This is a genomic window from Streptomyces sp. NPDC041970, from assembly GCF_055588985.1.
This window is the reverse complement of record NZ_JBVJCD010000001.1, coordinates 227,852-242,312: the sequence shown is the minus strand read 5'-3', so window position 1 is coordinate 242,312 and position 14,461 is coordinate 227,852. Positions and strand designations below refer to the sequence as shown.

General features: G+C 74.5%; 13 protein-coding genes. 8 read left to right on the top strand and 5 right to left on the bottom strand.

Going from position 1 to position 14,461, the window contains the following annotated elements:
• Nucleotides 1-202: 202 nt before the first annotated feature.
• The 5 genes from ACZ6EJ_RS01035 to ACZ6EJ_RS01015 all read left to right on the top strand — a co-directional run bounded on the left by ACZ6EJ_RS01035 (nt 203) and on the right by ACZ6EJ_RS01015 (nt 5,148).
• The gene (locus ACZ6EJ_RS01035) at nt 203-1,099 is read left to right on the top strand and encodes an RNA polymerase sigma factor SigF (protein WP_469263529.1); all 897 of its coding nucleotides are present in this window, start codon (nt 203-205) and stop codon (nt 1,097-1,099) included.
• A gap of 200 nt (nt 1,100-1,299) precedes the next feature.
• Nucleotides 1,300-2,535: a PP2C family protein-serine/threonine phosphatase gene (locus ACZ6EJ_RS01030; protein ID WP_469263619.1), complete on the top strand. Its 1,236-nt coding sequence runs from the start codon at nt 1,300-1,302 to the stop codon at nt 2,533-2,535.
• Nucleotides 2,525-4,156, top strand: coding sequence for a sensor histidine kinase (locus ACZ6EJ_RS01025; protein WP_469263527.1), 1,632 nt, complete (start codon nt 2,525-2,527; stop codon nt 4,154-4,156). Before ACZ6EJ_RS01030 ends, ACZ6EJ_RS01025 begins: the two co-directional genes overlap by 11 nt.
• The gene (locus tag ACZ6EJ_RS01020; RefSeq protein WP_469263526.1) at nt 4,153-4,596 is read left to right on the top strand and encodes a response regulator; all 444 of its coding nucleotides are present in this window, start codon (nt 4,153-4,155) and stop codon (nt 4,594-4,596) included. Before ACZ6EJ_RS01025 ends, ACZ6EJ_RS01020 begins: the two co-directional genes overlap by 4 nt.
• Nucleotides 4,597-4,692: 96 nt before the next feature.
• Entirely contained in the window at nt 4,693-5,148 is a 456-nt protein-coding gene (locus ACZ6EJ_RS01015) for an ATP-binding protein (protein ID WP_469263617.1), read from the top strand.
• Between the two features lie 43 nt (nt 5,149-5,191).
• Here the strand turns inward: ACZ6EJ_RS01015 and ACZ6EJ_RS01010 are convergent, their stop codons facing one another.
• Nucleotides 5,192-6,367 (bottom strand): PP2C family protein-serine/threonine phosphatase, encoded by a 1,176-nt coding sequence (locus ACZ6EJ_RS01010; RefSeq protein ID WP_469263524.1) that lies wholly within the window; start codon nt 6,365-6,367, stop codon nt 5,192-5,194.
• A gap of 86 nt (nt 6,368-6,453) precedes the next feature.
• On the opposite strand from ACZ6EJ_RS01010, the gene ACZ6EJ_RS01005 reads away from it, so the two are divergent.
• Nucleotides 6,454-6,969 (top strand): MarR family transcriptional regulator, encoded by a 516-nt coding sequence (locus tag ACZ6EJ_RS01005; RefSeq protein ID WP_469263522.1) that lies wholly within the window; start codon nt 6,454-6,456, stop codon nt 6,967-6,969.
• A 223-nt stretch (nt 6,970-7,192) separates the two neighbouring features.
• Nucleotides 7,193-7,555, top strand: coding sequence for an STAS domain-containing protein (locus tag ACZ6EJ_RS01000; protein WP_469263521.1), 363 nt, complete (start codon nt 7,193-7,195; stop codon nt 7,553-7,555).
• A gap of 45 nt (nt 7,556-7,600) precedes the next feature.
• Here the strand turns inward: ACZ6EJ_RS01000 and ACZ6EJ_RS00995 are convergent, their stop codons facing one another.
• A complete protein-coding gene (locus ACZ6EJ_RS00995) occupies nt 7,601-8,305 on the bottom strand; it encodes a (2Fe-2S)-binding protein (RefSeq protein WP_469263520.1) in 705 nt (234 codons plus the stop codon).
• A gap of 218 nt (nt 8,306-8,523) precedes the next feature.
• On the opposite strand from ACZ6EJ_RS00995, the gene ACZ6EJ_RS00990 reads away from it, so the two are divergent.
• Nucleotides 8,524-9,660 (top strand): DMT family transporter, encoded by a 1,137-nt coding sequence (locus tag ACZ6EJ_RS00990; RefSeq protein ID WP_469263518.1) that lies wholly within the window; start codon nt 8,524-8,526, stop codon nt 9,658-9,660.
• On the opposite strand, the gene ACZ6EJ_RS00985 is transcribed toward ACZ6EJ_RS00990, so the two are convergent.
• The 3 genes from ACZ6EJ_RS00985 to ACZ6EJ_RS00975 all read right to left on the bottom strand — a co-directional run bounded on the left by ACZ6EJ_RS00985 (nt 9,630) and on the right by ACZ6EJ_RS00975 (nt 14,204).
• Nucleotides 9,630-11,030, bottom strand: a complete 1,401-nt coding sequence (locus tag ACZ6EJ_RS00985) for a transglycosylase family protein (protein ID WP_469263516.1) — start codon at nt 11,028-11,030, stop codon at nt 9,630-9,632. The two genes, ACZ6EJ_RS00990 and ACZ6EJ_RS00985, sit on opposite strands and share 31 nt — an antisense overlap.
• Before the next feature lie 258 nt (nt 11,031-11,288).
• Nucleotides 11,289-12,434, bottom strand: coding sequence for a S1 family peptidase (locus ACZ6EJ_RS00980; RefSeq protein ID WP_469263514.1), 1,146 nt, complete (start codon nt 12,432-12,434; stop codon nt 11,289-11,291).
• Nucleotides 12,435-12,662: 228 nt separating this feature from the next.
• Entirely contained in the window at nt 12,663-14,204 is a 1,542-nt protein-coding gene (locus tag ACZ6EJ_RS00975) for a carboxylesterase/lipase family protein (RefSeq protein WP_469263512.1), read from the bottom strand.
• Nucleotides 14,205-14,461: the final 257 nt, after the last annotated feature.

Here is a 14,461-nt window from a genome sequence, read left to right as displayed (position 1 = left end):
CCGCGGCCGAAACACCCCGCTCAAGTCTGCCATGTGCGGACCACTGCTCCGTTCGGGCGGCGCGGAGCGCGCTTCCGACCCCGTTTCCGCAGGAGCGGGCCGGAAAGAAGAACAGGAAAAAAAGACGGATGAGTCAGGCATGGCCTCTCCGGCACGGGGCAGACGAGGCTCCGACACAGTGAGCAACAGGGAGGGTGACACCATGGCGGCGATGTCAGTGCGAGCCACCGGAGCGACGGCGTCGCCGGTCGAGGACCGGGTCGGCACGCGGACGGGCGCCGTCGGCGGCGAACTGCCCTGGGTCGAGGACGCCGGCAAGGTCGCCCCGCAGGACGCACGGGCCCTGTCGAAGATCTTCTTCGACCGCCTCCAGCTCCTGGAGGAGGGCACGCGCGAGCACCAGTACGCGCGCAACACCCTCATCGAGATGAACCTCTCCCTGGTCCGCTTCGCCGCGTCCCGGTTCCGCAACCGCGGCGGCGACGACGCCGAGGACATCATCCAGGTCGGCACGATCGGGCTGATCAAGGCGATCGACCGGTTCGACCTCTCCCGCGAGGTGGAGTTCGCCACGTTCGCCGTGCCCTACATCGTCGGTGAGATCAAGCGCTTCTTCCGCGACACCACCTGGTCCGTGCACGTGCCGCGGCGGCTCCAGGAGCTGCGGGTGGACCTGGCCAAGGCCAAGGAGCAGCTCTCCGCGCGGCTCGACCGCGACCCCACCGTCAAGGAGCTGGCCGCCCACCTCGACCTCCCCGAGGAGGAGGTCATCGAGGGCCTCGTCGCCGCCAACGGCTACTCGGCGGGCTCGCTCGACACCCCGGCGTCGGACGGCGACTCGGGCCAGGAGCAGCGGGCGTACGCCGACGTGCTGGGCGAGACCGACCCGGCGATGGAGACGGTCGAGAACCTGCACACGCTGGCGCCGCTGCTGGAGCAGCTCGACGAGCGGGAGCGCCGGATCGTGCAGATGCGGTTCGGGGCCGAGATGACGCAGGCGCAGATCGGCGCGGAGCTGGGCGTGTCCCAGATGCACGTGTCGCGGCTGCTCAACCGCATCGTCCAGCGGCTTCGCCAGGGGATGAGCGTCGAGGCGTGACCGTACGCACCACGGCCTTCCAGGGAGGGAGCCGTCCGTCCGGCCGGACGGACGGCTCCCTCCCCGCCGCCTGGCGGGCGGCGCTCCGGCGGCCGTCCGCGCTCGCCTATGCTTCTTGACGATCAGGCCGGACGCACCGCGCCGTCGCGCAAAGGAGTGGAGGGTTGACCGAGTCGCCCGTGGGCACATCACCGAGACCTGTGGGCATCGCCGCGGTCCCCTCGCAACTGAACGGAATCGATCCGTCCCCCGACACCCTGGTGTGGAACCCGGACGCCTCGATCCTGCTGGTCGAGGACGACGCGGGCGACGCCCTGCTGGTCGAGGAGATGCTCACCGACAGCGAACTGGGCTCCGCGCTCACCTGGTGCAAGACGCTGGCCTCGGCGCGGGCGTTCCTGCGCACCTGCGACACCCCGGTGTGCGTGCTGCTGGATCTGCACCTCCCCGACGTCCACGGAGTGGACGCCGTGCGCCAGATCCTGGAGTCCGACAGCGACGCGGCGATCGTCGTCCTCACCGGGCTCGACGAGTCGGGCACCGGGCTGCGCGCGGTCGCCCGAGGCGCCCAGGACTACCTGGTCAAGGACCGGCTGGACCCCGAGGTGCTCGCCCGCGCGGTCCGCTACGCCCTCCAGCGCAAGGAGGTGGAGCGGGCCGCCGCCGCGCTGCGCTCCAACCAGCTCATCGCCCAGGAGAACGCCCGGCTGGAGCGGGGGCTGCTGCCCGTGCCGCTGCTGCGGGACGACCGCTTCCGCGTCCTCGCCCGCTACGAGCCGGGGCGCGTCCACGGGCTGCTGAGCGGTGACTTCTACGACGTCGTGCAGACCTCCGACGGCACCGTGCACGCGGTGATCGGCGACGTCTCCGGGCACGGCGCCGAGGAGGCCGCGCTCGGGGTGTGCCTGCGGGTGGCCTGGCGTACCGCCGTGCTGTGCGGAATGCCGCACCTGGAGCAGATAGCGCTGCTGGAGGAGATCCTGATCGCCGAGCGCGCCGACGCGCACGTCTTCGCCACGGTCACCTCGCTGGCGTTCCCGCCCGACGGCCGGCGGGCGCAGGTGGTGCGGGCGGGCCATCCGGGCCTGCTGCTGCGCCAGGGCAGGGACGTGGAGTGGGTGGAGCCCGAGGGCGGTATGGCGCTCGGGCTGCTGCCGGGCATGGGCCGGTGGTCGACGGTGGACGTCCCGCTGAGCCCCGGCGCCGCGCTCGTGCTCTTCACGGACGGGCTCTTCGAGGGGCGCGTCGGGCCGGAGAGCCGGCTCGGCGAGGAAGGACTGCTGGCGATGGCCCGCGAGTACGGGCATCTGCCGGCCCGCCCGTTCGTCGACGCCCTCGTGGCGGGAGCGACCGAGGGAGCCGCCCCCTACGGCGGCCTGGCGGACGACGTGGCCGTGGTGCACCTGGGTTGGGGATCGGAAACAGATGAGTACTGAGCGTGTCAAGGTCGTGCCCCGAGGCGGCTTCGCCTCCCGGCTTTCGGTGCAGAACTGGGTGCACCTGATCCTCGGCGGGTTCGTCGTGGTCGTCTGCGGCTGCCTGGTGGTCGGCGGGCTGGTGCTGGCCCGGATATCCGACCGCACGACCGATCTGGTGGACAGCATCCAGCCCGCCAGGGCGGCGTCCTTCCAGCTCCAGAACGCCCTGCTCGACCAGGAGACCGGGGTCAGGGGGTTCGCGCTGACCGGCGACGAGTCGTTCCTGGAGCCCTACGAGGCGGGGAAGGCGGCCGAGCAGGAGCGGCTGGCGCAGATCCGCCGCCTGGTGGGGTCCGAGCAGCGGTTCGCCGACGACCTCGACACGATCGCCGCCGCCGCGCGGCAGTGGCGGCAGGGCAAGGCCGAGCCGCTGATGGAGACGGTCCGCGACCAGGGCCCGCGGATGGCGGGCGCGACCGCGCAGTTGCAGCGCAGCAAGAGCGACTTCGACGCGCTGCGCCGCGCCTACGGCGTGCAGCAGGGCCATCTCGACGAGGCGCGCGACCGGGCGCGGGCCGATCTCAACACCGCCCGAGCCACCCGCGACCGGGTGCTCGCGGCCCTGGTGAGCGTCTTCGTGCTGACGGTGGTGGCGCTGAGCGTGCTGCTGCACCGCGTGGTGGGCGTGCCGCTGAACCGGCTGCGCATGGCCTCCGAGCGCGTCCGGGCCCAGGAGGTCGGGCAGCGGATCGAGATCAAGGGCCCCTCCGACGTCCAGGCCGTGGCCTGGGCGGTCGAGGACATGCGGCGGCGGCTGGCCGACGAGCTGGCCGACGCGCAGAGCCGGGAGGCCCTGCTCGCGGAGCAGACGCAGGAGCTGCGCCGCTCCAACTCCGAGCTGGAGCAGTTCGCGTACGTGGCCTCGCACGACCTGCAGGAGCCGCTGCGCAAGGTCGCCTCGTTCTGCCAGTTGCTGGAGAAGCGGTACGGCAAGGAGCTGGACGACCGGGGCAAGCAGTACATCGCGTTCGCGGTGGACGGCGCCAAGCGGATGCAGGTGCTCATCAACGACCTGCTGACGTTCTCGCGGGTGGGCCGGGTCCACGACAGTTGGAAGCCGGTCTCCCTCGACCGGGCGCTCGACCGCGCCGTGGGCAACCTGACGCTGGCGGTCGAGGAGTCGGGGGTGGCCATCGAGCGCCCCGACGAGCTGCCCGAACTGCTGGGCGACGCGACCACGCTCACCATGGTCTGGCAGAATCTCCTGGGCAACGCGATCAAGTTCCGCCGGGACGACGTCCCGTGCCGGATCACCGTCACCTGCGAGCGGGAGGACGAGGACTGGCACCTGACCGTGTCGGACAACGGGATCGGCATCGCCCCCGAGTTCGCGGACAAGGTGTTCGTGATCTTCCAGCGGCTGCACGCCCGCGACGAGTACGAGGGCACGGGCATCGGCCTCGCGCTCTGCCGGAAGATCATCGAGTTCCACGGTGGCCGGATCTGGTTGGAGCCCGAGCCGGGCGACGGCACCCGCATCCACTTCACCCTGCCCCAGGCGCCCGAGGCGCCGACGCACACCGCGGCGGAGCAGCCCGCTCCCGCCGAGCTCACCAGCCAGCCGGGAGTAACTTCGTGAACAGCTCCGCCCAGCCCATCGAGGTGCTGCTCGTCGAGGACGACCCCGGTGACGAGCTGATGACCCGCGAGGCGTTCGAGGACAACAAGATCCGCAACACGCTGCACGTCGTGCGCGACGGGCAGGAGGCGCTGGACTTCCTCTACGGGCGCGGCGATCACGTCGGGGCCCCCCGCCCGGACCTGGTGCTGCTCGATCTGAACCTGCCCAAGTACGACGGCCGGCAGGTGCTGGAGCAGATCAAGGGCGACCCCGAGCTGTCGCTCATCCCGGTGGTCGTGCTGACCACCTCCTCGGCCGAGGAGGACATCCTGCGCAGCTACAAGCTGCACGCCAACGCCTACGTGACCAAGCCGGTCGACCTCGACCAGTTCATCGCGGCGGTGCGCCAGATCGACGAGTTCTTCGTGACCGTGGTGCGGTTGCCCGGACGTGCGTAGGATCTGTTCGGATCTCCTGGAGTGGGATTCCTCACCACGGGTATACGGATGGCGGAAAAGGTCTCCGACCTCACTGCGGCGCCCTGGCTGGAGCACATGAACGAACAGGTCACCTCCACACCGGCCGGCGCCGGTCCGGGGCCGCGGCCCGCCGAGGCACTGCTCAGCTCCGAGGTCTTCGACGGCGAGCCCGGCTGCATCGCGTCGGCCCGCGCGCTCGCCGACCGCTTCCTGACGAGGCTCGCCGAGGAGTGCCAGGCCGCGATCGGCGAGCACACGCGCAGCGATCTGATGCTGGCCGTGAGCGAGCTGGTCACCAACGCCGACCGCTACAGCCACGGGCCCTACCTCCTGGAGCTGGAGGGCACCGCCGAGCGGATCTGCGTCACCGTCTACGACAGCTCCACCGCCATGCCGGTGCTGTACGCCCCCGACCCCGCCCGGCCGGGCGGCCACGGCATGGAGATCGTCGTCGCCCTCTGCGACCGGCTCACCGCGGAGCGGGTGCCGGTCGGCAAGCGCATCCGCGCGGAGTTCCAGCTCAGCACCTGACGCGCCCGCCGCGCGCCCCGGCGGGCCCGCGGCTCAGGACTCCTCAGGGGGCGTCGGCCTGCCGGCCGAACCAGTCCAGGCACAGCACCAGCGCGTCGTCGAGCGTCTCCGCGCCCCGGAACTCGGACAGCTCACCGAGCAGGGCGCGTGGGACGGTGGCCGCCGGCAGCAGCCGTGTCGCCTGTATGGCGCGGGCCAGGGCCCGTTCCCCGTACGCCTCGCCGAGCGGGGACACCGCCTCGTAGACGCCGTCGCTGAGCAGCAGCAGCCGGTCGCCGGGCTCCACGTGGAACTCCTGGACCGTGTACTGCGACTCCTCGAACATGCCGAGCGGCAACTGCGCCTCCAGCTCGATCCGGCGGACCGTGCGGCCGCGCTGGAGCCATAGCTGCGGGGAGCCGGCGTCGACGACGCCGACCCGGCCGGTCGCCAGGTCGAAGCGGAGCAGCAGGGTGGAGACGTAGGAGGCCCCGCGGTGCTGGTCGTAGAGCGCCTGGTCGGCGAGGGCGGCCTGGTCCGCGATGCCGATGCCGGCCCGGCGGGCGTTGCGCAGGGCGTTGACGGCGAGGTTGGTGAGCAGGGATGCCTGTATGCCCTCCCCCATGCCGTTGGTGACGGCGACGGTCAGCTCGTCGGCGTCGGCGGCCCAGTCGAAGTTGTCGCCGTGGATGGAGTACGCGGGTTCGAGCTGGGCGCCGATGGCGAACTCGGCGGCGGTGCAGGCGCGGGCGGGCAGGAGCTGCCACTGCATCTCGGCGGCGAGGGTGAGCCGGGTGGTGCGCCGGGCGCGCTGGTAGAGGTCGGTGTCCCGTTCGGCGACCAGGATCTCGTGGCCGAGCAGGTCGGCCATGTGCGTCAGCTCGCCCACCAGCTCCGGGGTGGACAGGGCCTGCGGCAGCCGGACCGTGAGGATGCCGAGGCGCTCCCCGCGTACGGTCACGGGGAGGAGGTGGTCGACCGCGTCGTCGTGCCGGACCTGCTGCTCGCGGGGCTCCTGGCTGCCGAAGGCCCGGCCCTCGGGGCTGTTGTGCAGGGACAGCGGCTCGTCGTCGCCGTCGGGGCGGTCCAGGGGCTTGAGGACCTGTAGACCGTAATCGGCCAGATGCAGTTCCACGGCGAGGGCCCCGTAGGCGCCGCTGAGCGAGGAACGCAGGGTCGCCAGCAGTGCGTGGGGCGCCGCGGCCCGGACGGCGGCCTCGATGTCCGTTCGTCTGTTCACGGTCTCTCGTGCATTCTTCGTCCTGCCATGTGATAGAGGGCGGTACCGGGCTGACAAGCGGGGCCGACGGGTGACAGAGTGGCCGGATGTCCCACCGAGCCTTCCGCCCGCGCACGCGCGAACAGGTGTCCGCCGACGCCCTCGCAGCCTCGGAGCTGCTGGAAGTGCTGTGGGGGCGCGGCCAGGAGGGCGCGGCCTCGGGGCCCGTGTCGCCCTCCCAGTTGCGGGCCCTGCTCGTCATCGAGCGGCAGGAGGGCACGAATCTGCGCACGCTGGCCGAGTCCCTGGGCTCGCGGGCGCCCTCGGTCAGCAGGCTCTGCGATCGCATGGAGGCCATGGGCCTGGTCCAGCGGGAGCCGAGCCCGACCAGTCGGCGCGAGGTGGAGCTGCGGCTGAGTCTCCGCGGCCGCGCTCTCCTGGAAGAGTACCGGGCCCTGCGGGCCGGAGAGCTGAAAGCGGTGCTGGACCGGATGGAGCCCGCGGCGCTCGCCGCTCTCGCCGAGGGGCTGAGGGCCTTCCACGCGACCGCTTCGGAGCGTCTTTCCCCCCGGAGGGACGCGGCCGGCTCCCCACTCCGCGATGATGTCGCCGACAGCGCCTAGCCTCATCCAGCCCCTGCTTCCGCATTCGTCGGTCCCCCGCCCCGCCGGACGACGGACCGGCAACCGTGGGGGATCAGATTGTTACCAGATGGTGAATGTTGTCAAATGGCAACAGTTACTTCTATCGTTGCCCCCGTACCCCGCCGCGACCAGGGACGGAACCACGCCGACCCGCCCGGTGAAACGGCTCCCGCTTTCTCCCGACCCGTCCGAGGTGCCCCCCGTGCTTTCATCGCCCAACGAAGACAGAACCGTCAGGATCGCCTCCCGGCGGGAGCGGGGCGCTCTGGTCCTGTCCGTGTCGGGCGACCTCGACATCGACAGCGTTCCGCCGCTGGGCATCGCCCTCGCCGCCGCGGTGGACGACGGGGCGGACCCGGTCGTCGTGGACCTCTCCGGGGTGGGCTTCGCGGACTCCACGACGGTGAACGTCCTCCTCCAGGCGCACACGCGCCTCGGCGACCGGCTGCGGCTGGCCGCTCCCTCGCCGTTCATGCGGCGGCTGATCACCATGATCGGGCTCGACAGCGCCCTGCCCGTCCTGCCGAGCGTCGAGGAGGCCGTGGACGCCCCGCCGCTGTCCTGACGGCCCGGCGTCCCGGCGCGCGGCGGCCGCGCGCCGGGACGGTTCTCAGCGCCTCGTCCCGGCGGAGCCGGGAGCCCGGTCGAACACGCAGTCCCCGCACAGGCCGCCGCCGGGGCAGCGCCAGTACAGGCAGCAACTGCGCCGCCGGAACGCCGGGCCGTGCGGGGCCCCGGTGGAGCGCAGGTCGGCGTGGTCGAAGAGTTCCGCCGCCAGTGCGCGGGCCCGCGCGGCGACGTCGGGGCGGTCGTGCGCGCGGGCGAAGGCGACGAGTTCGCGCACCGCCCCGGCGAGCGCCGACCCCGCGTTGCCCCACAGCAGGCGCGCGGAGACGTTCCCGTCGCGCCGCACCGCGTCCGCCAGCGGCACGAGGTGCCCGTACTGGACCTCCGCGCGGATGCGGGCCGCCGTGCCGGGCAGCTCCGCCGTCCGCGCCAGCCACAGGTCGTCCGGCGACGAGGCGCGCGGGTCCCAGTGCAGCGCGTCGGGCGGCAGGGCGGGTATGCGCCCGTGGAGCGCGGCGGAGCCCAGGGCGATGGACCAGAGGCGGGCGGCCAGCCCGAGGTGGGCGATGGAGGCGGCGACCCTGCGCTCGGGCGCCGCGAGGCGGGCGGCGACGGCGTCGACGCGCGCGGTGAGCGGGCCGCTCCCGCCCCCGTAGAGCCGCTCCAGGGGCGCGTGCGCGCCGCCCGGCGGCGGAGTGGTGCGCAGCGCGAAGAAGCCGCCCACGGACGCCAGGAGCGCCAGGTCCATGCCGTGTTCCTCCTGTGGTCCGGGGCGGGCCGGTGCGCGTTCCGGCCGCGCGGCCCGCGCTCACGGTAGCGACCGGTGGGGAACTTCTGACGACCGGGTGCGGCGGGGCTACCGTCGGGAGGAGGACGTCGGCCCGCCGGGCGTACTCCTGGGGCAGTACGCCGAAGTGCGGTCTCAGGGACGACGACGCGGGGCCCCGGACGGGACATCGTGGTGCCATGAGTTCCCTCGCGCTGTCCGTGCTGCTGTCACTGGTCTCCGCGGTCGCCTACGCGGCCGGGGCGATCGTCCAGGAGCGCGTGGCCGCGACCGGTGACGACTCCGCGTACGCCCCGCTGCGCAACGCCGTCTGGTGGGTCGCCGTGCTGCTGAACGGGGTCGGGGCGGTCCTGCACGTGGTGGCGCTGGCCCACGGCCCGCTGAGCCTCGTCCAGCCGCTCGGCGCGCTGACGATCGTCTTCGTCCTGCCGATGGCGGCCCTGGCCCTCCGCCGCGGAGCCGGGGCGGCGGCCTGGCGCGGGGCGCTCATGGCCACGGCGGGTCTCGGCGGGCTGCTGGCACTGACCGGTGACGCCGCGCCGCACGCCCTGGACGGCCCCGAGCGCTTCCTGCTGGCGTCGGTCACCTTCGGGGCCGTCGGCGCGCTCGCGGTGGCCGCCCGCGGGCCGCGTCCCCCGGTGGTGCGCGGCGTCGTGCTGGCCGTCGGCGCCGGGGCGGCCTTCGGCATGGCCTCGGTGTTCACCAAGACCGCGGCCGTGGACTGGACCTCCGGCCCGGTCGGCTCGGGACTGCCGACGCTGCTGGTGATAGCCGGGCTCGCGGCGGCGGGCCTCCTGCTGTCGCAGGCGGCCTACCGGGGTGCGGGGCTCACGGCCCCGCTCGCGACGGTGACGGTGGTCAACCCGGTGGTGGCGGCCGCGGTCGGGATCGTCCTGTTCGGGGAGCACTTCCGCCTCGGCGCGGCGGGCGCCGTGCTGGCCCTCACCTGCGGGGCGCTGGCCGCGGGCGGCCTGGTCCTGCTGACGCGGGAGCGGTCGAGCGGGGAGCGGCCTGCGAGCCCGAAGGCGGCGGGCGTCGGGGCGCGGGACGTGCCGGCCGTCGCCTCCCCCCGGCTGCCTCTGGGGGCGGTCGCTCCGACGGCCGGTCCGCAGGCCGCGAGGGGCGTCCTGCCGACCGCCTCGCCAGCGGCGCCAGGGGGGCGGGGTTCGTCGGCAGCGCGGTCCGCGCCGGGGGCCGCCGCGCCGCGCGGGGAGTCCGGCGGGCCGGGAGGAGCGCCGGCGAGGCGGAGGTCCGGCAGGTCCGCGCGGCGCTCCCAGCGCCCCGTTCAGAGCCTGACGCCGCCGGCCCGGAGGTAGGCGAGCGGGTCGACGTCCGACCCGTAGCCGGGGCCCGTACGGATCTCGAAGTGCAGGTGCGGGCCGGTGCTGTTGCCGGTGGATCCGGAGCGGGCGATCCGCTGCCCGCCGGAGACGGACTGCCCGGCGCGCACGTGGAGCGCGGAGAGGTGGGCGTACTGGCTGTACCTGCCGTCGTCGTGCCGGATGACGACCTCGTAGCCGTACGCTCCGCCCCAGCCGGCCGAGACGACCCGGCCCGAGGTCACGGACCGCACCGACGTGCCGGTGGGCACGGGGAAGTCGACGCCCGTGTGGTAGCCGCTGGACCAGGAGCCGGACTGCCGGTACGGGGTGCCGGTGCTCGCGGCCACCGGGGCGCTGAAACCGGAGTGCCGCACGGCGCGCTCCGGGGCGGAGCGCTGCTTGGCCGGCGCGGCGCGCCTGGGCTCCGTCTTCCTCGGCGCCTCCCGCTGCGGGGCCGCCCGCTTCGCCGCCTCCCGCTGCGGGGCCGCCCGCCGCGGTGCTTCCCGCTGCGGCGCCTCCCGCTTCACGGCCTCCTTCGTCGGGGCCGTCCGCTGGGCGGCCCTCCTCGCGGACGCCGCGTCGGGCCGTTCGGCCTTCTCCGCCGTGGGGGCGGGGGCGGGCGCCGGCTTCTGCGTCCTCGGAGCGGTCCTCTCCCTCGGGGCGGTCTTCCCGGCGCCCGGGCGGCCCGTCGGCGTCGACGCCTTCCGCGGGTCGAGGCTCAGCCGTTGTCCGGGGAAGATCAGATCCGGGTCGCCGCCGACGACCGAGCGGTTGGCCGCGTAGAGCGCCTGCCAGCCGCCGCGCACCCGCTCGGCGGCCGCGATCCCGGACAGGGAGTCGCCGTTCGCCACGGTGTAGGAGTCGCGCTTGCCCGGCACGTGGGTCGGTGTGGCCGCGGCGGGGCGGGCCTGGGGCCGACGGGTCGGGGCGCTCTGCGCCGCCTCGGCCCGCACGGGCCGGTTGCCCGCGCTCTGCGGCGCGGACCCGTCGCGTGTCAGCCCGGCCCGCTCGGAGCAGGTGGGCCACGCGCCCGGACCCTGCTCGTCCAGGACCTTCTCGGCGACGGCGATCTGCTGGTCCCGAGTGGCGAGGTCGGCGCGCGGCGCGTACCGCGCACCGCCGAAGGCCGCCCAGGTGGTGCCGCTGAACTGTAGCCCGCCGTAGTACCCGTTGCCCGTGTTGACGGTCCAGTCGCCGCTGGACTCGCAGGCGGCGACCTTCTCCCACACCTCGCCCGAGGCGGCTCCGGCCGAGGTGGCGGCGAGGAGCGGGAGGGCGAGGCCCGCGCCGCCCGCCGTCACCGTGAGCGAGGCACGGTTGATGCGGCTGGGCTGGTATCTGCGGTGCCGTCCGGTCGCGGCCATACTCGGCTCCCCACTGGCTTCGAGACTTGTGGCAGAGGCAACCTAGGTCGGTGGCGCGACCGAGCACAAGCAAAAGGTGATACTCGGCCGCGGACCGGGCGGCGCATGGCCGGAATTGACCGCACCAAGAGTCGAGCACCGCTCCGAGCAGGCGCGTTGCCGTACGTGCGCGCCGGCGGCGGGCGCCCGCCGGTTGGACCGGCAAGCCCGCCGCAGGGAGCCGCGTCGCCCGGCTGCGGGCGGCGCGGCTCCCCCGTGTCACGCGGTGTGGAGGGTCAGTCCGTACCGGTTGAGGATCTCGTTGACCGGCTGGTACCACGTCTCGCCACCGCTGGAGCAGTCGCCCGTGCCGCCGGAGGTGACCCCCTGGGCCTGGTCGCCGCTGATGAACGAGCCGCCGGAGTCGCCGGGCTGGGCGCAGACGCTCGTCCTGGTCATCTGGCGCACGGCGCCCTCGCGGTAGTTGACGGTCTCGTCCTTGGCGAGGACCTGGCCGCAGTGCCAGCGGGTGGTGGAGCCGGAGCGGCAGATCGAGGCGCCGATCGGAGCCTCGTTCGAGCCGCGGACCAGTTGGTCGGGGACGGTGCCCCAGCCGAGGACGACCGGCACGGTCCACCAGCCGTTGGCCACGTTCACCCAGGCGTAGTCGTCGCCGGGGAAGGAGGAGCCCTGGAAGTGGCCGATGGCCGAACCGTCCCAGCCGCGGACGGACTGGCCGGCGCCGCCGCAGTGTCCGGCGGTGACGAAGCCGCCGTGCACGGAGAAGCCTATGGAGCAGCGGACGCTGCCCGTGTAGTACGGGTCGCCTCCCACCGTCCCGGCCGCGAAGGTCTCGGGGGCCTCGGCGGTCGTGCGTACGGTGACGGGTCCGGATGCGCGCGCCTCGGCGACGAAGGCGCGGACCTCGTCGTCCGCCCGCGCGGAGGCGACGACGTTCACCACGACGCGGCCGGCGGCCGGGTCGACGTGCCAACTGCTCACGCCGTCCGGGGCGGGGAGGGCGTCGATGCGGGCCTTCGCCGCGTCGAGCCGCTCGGCCGAGTGCTCGACGAGCCGGGTCTCGGCGCCGGTGGCGCGGACCGCGTCCGCCGCGCCGGCGTCCGTGACCGCGACGGTGAGCCTGCCGGTCCGCGCGTCGAACCAGGAGCCGCCGTACGCGGCGCCCGCGGCGCGCCGGGCCTTCGGCTCCAGGGCGGTGGCCGCCTTCTCGTCGGCGAGCCGGGCGTGCGCCTCCTCCTCGGTGAGGCCGAGGTCGTGGCGCATCGCGGCGAGCAGGGCCGCGGAGGCGGGAGGGGCGGCGGAGCGGGTGGGGGCGGCGGAGGCGGGCGAGGGGCCGGCAGCGGCCCAGGCGCCGAGGAGCAGCAGGGCGGACAGACCGGTCCGCAGCGCGGTTGCGTGTCTCAAGGGAGGGGCCCTTCTGGTTGTTCCAGCGACGTGGGGTGGAACGAGAGGCATCCAGGAGCGCGCACCGTTCGTGCCGTTGAGAGCGCTCTCGGCGTTGCCGTTGGGGACTGTAGCGGAGTTACTTGGTCAGGTCCATGCCAACTGTGCCGCCCGGTGCGCCGCCGGCCCGGCGGCGCGGGCCCGGAACGCGGTGCGGGAGCGGCCGTGCGCCGCCCCGCACCGCGCGCCCTACGGCGCCAGCAGGGGCAGTCCGGCCGCCCGCCACAGGTCCCGGAAACCGCCCCGCACCCCTTCCGGACCGCTGCCCGCCGGGCGCGCCTCCTCCCGCGCGGTGCGCCAGACCCGTACCGGTCCCCCGTCCTCGGCCGCTCCGTCCAACGGGGCCCAGCCCGGATCACCGCAGGCGGCGAAGTCGGCCCAGGCGCGCGTCATGCGGCGGGACAGCTCGTGGTCGTCCTCGCCCGGCGGACCGCCGAGCAGGAAGTGGACGTTCTCGTCGTGGAGGGTGCCGAAGGCGAACGGGACGTCCGCGCAGTGCCAGGCGCGCACCCGCTCCCCCTCGCCGCCCCGGCGGCGGTCGAAGCGGGCGAGGTGGGCGCGGCCGCCCGCACCGGCGTGCGCCTCGGCGAGTCGGGCGGCGTACTCCGCGAACAGGAGGTCGGCGAAGAGCGCCAGGTAGACGTCGAGCACCGGGGCGTCGGGCAGGCGGCCGCGGTACCCCTCGACCAGCGACGCGGGGAGCCGGAAGTCGGCGGCGAAGGCGGCGAGCCCCCGCTCCGTCGTGATCTTCGCGCTGCTGCCCACCGCGTCCAGCAGCCAGTACTCCTCCGTGGTGTGGCAGACCAGCAGCTCCACCGCTCCGCCCGCACCGGCCGCCAGCGCCTCCAGCGGGTCGGCGGGCAGGGACACGCCGTCGGCGACCGGCCCGTAGATCGCCGGGTCGTAGTGGCGCCGCCCCGAGGCGGGGTCCCGCGCGTACCGCTCGGCGACCCGGTCCGACGCGGCGACCAGGGCGTGCGGCGAGGCGGCGAGCAGCCCGGCGCGGGTGGCGGGCGCGCCGGCCGCCGCGGCGACCTCCGCGGTGGTGCGCGCCGCCTGCTCCACCGAGGCGCAGGAGTTGACGGGGCTGTGCAGGACGGCGCGGCGGAACAGGCCGCGGGCCCGCTCCATCACGGTCAGGCAGGCCGCCGAACCGGCCCCCGACGACTGCCCGGCCACCGTGACCCGGTCGGGCGAGCCGCCGAACGCGGCGATGTTGTCGCGCACCCATTCCAGTGCGGCGATCTGGTCGAGCAGCCCCCGGTTCTCCGGGAGGGGCGGGCCCTCGCCGTCGCCGGGGACGTGGCCGAACCCCTCGAACCCCAGGCGGCTGTTGACGGTGACGACGACGAGCCCCCGGCCCGCGAGCGCGGTGCCGTCGTAGTCGGGTTGGGCCGAGGAGCCGAAGACGTACGCGCCGCCGTGGAGCCAGACCAGCACCGGCAGGCCGCCGGGCCCGTCGGCGGGCGCCCAGACGTTCAGCGTGAGGACGTCCTCGTCGCCGGGCGACCAGAGCGGCGCACCGGGCAGCTCCGCGGACTGGGGGGCGATCGGGCCGAAGGCGGCGCAGTCGCGTATCCCCTCCCACGGGGCCGGCGGCTCGGGCTCCCTGAACCGGCGGGCGCCGAAGGGCGGGGCCGCGTACGGGATGCCGAGCACGGCGGTGATCTCCCCGTCCCGGACGGCGCGCCGCCCCCGTACCCGCCCTGCCGTCGTCGTGTAGACGTCCACCGCGTCCCTCCCCGTCCTGCCGCGCGGCCCGGCGTTCGGGGGCGGTGGGGCCAGCATCCCAGCGTGTGCGGCGTCCGCGCCAACACCTTGATCGCCGCGGTTGACGCACCGGTGTTGTCAATCGGCGCCGTGCGCGTCCCCTCCCCGGTCGGGCCACCCGGAGTGCGGCGGGGAGCGGGACGTGGGTAAGTGGCGGTGGGCCCTGTTCGCCGCCGGCCGCCGCCGGCCCGCCCTTCCCGCCGACGCCCTGGAGTGCG

Coding starts and splice junctions, on each gene's coding strand:
- ACZ6EJ_RS01035 (WP_469263529.1), top strand. CDS start 203: ATGGCGGCGATGTCAGTGCGAGCCACCGGAGCGACGGCGTCGCCGGTC.
- ACZ6EJ_RS01025 (WP_469263527.1), top strand. CDS start 2,525: ATGAGTACTGAGCGTGTCAAGGTCGTGCCCCGAGGCGGCTTCGCCTCC.
- ACZ6EJ_RS01015 (WP_469263617.1), top strand. CDS start 4,693: ATGAACGAACAGGTCACCTCCACACCGGCCGGCGCCGGTCCGGGGCCG.
- ACZ6EJ_RS01005 (WP_469263522.1), top strand. CDS start 6,454: ATGTCCCACCGAGCCTTCCGCCCGCGCACGCGCGAACAGGTGTCCGCC.
- ACZ6EJ_RS00995 (WP_469263520.1), bottom strand. CDS start 8,305: ATGGACCTGGCGCTCCTGGCGTCCGTGGGCGGCTTCTTCGCGCTGCGC.
- ACZ6EJ_RS00990 (WP_469263518.1), top strand. CDS start 8,524: ATGAGTTCCCTCGCGCTGTCCGTGCTGCTGTCACTGGTCTCCGCGGTC.
- ACZ6EJ_RS00985 (WP_469263516.1), bottom strand. CDS start 11,030: ATGGCCGCGACCGGACGGCACCGCAGATACCAGCCCAGCCGCATCAAC.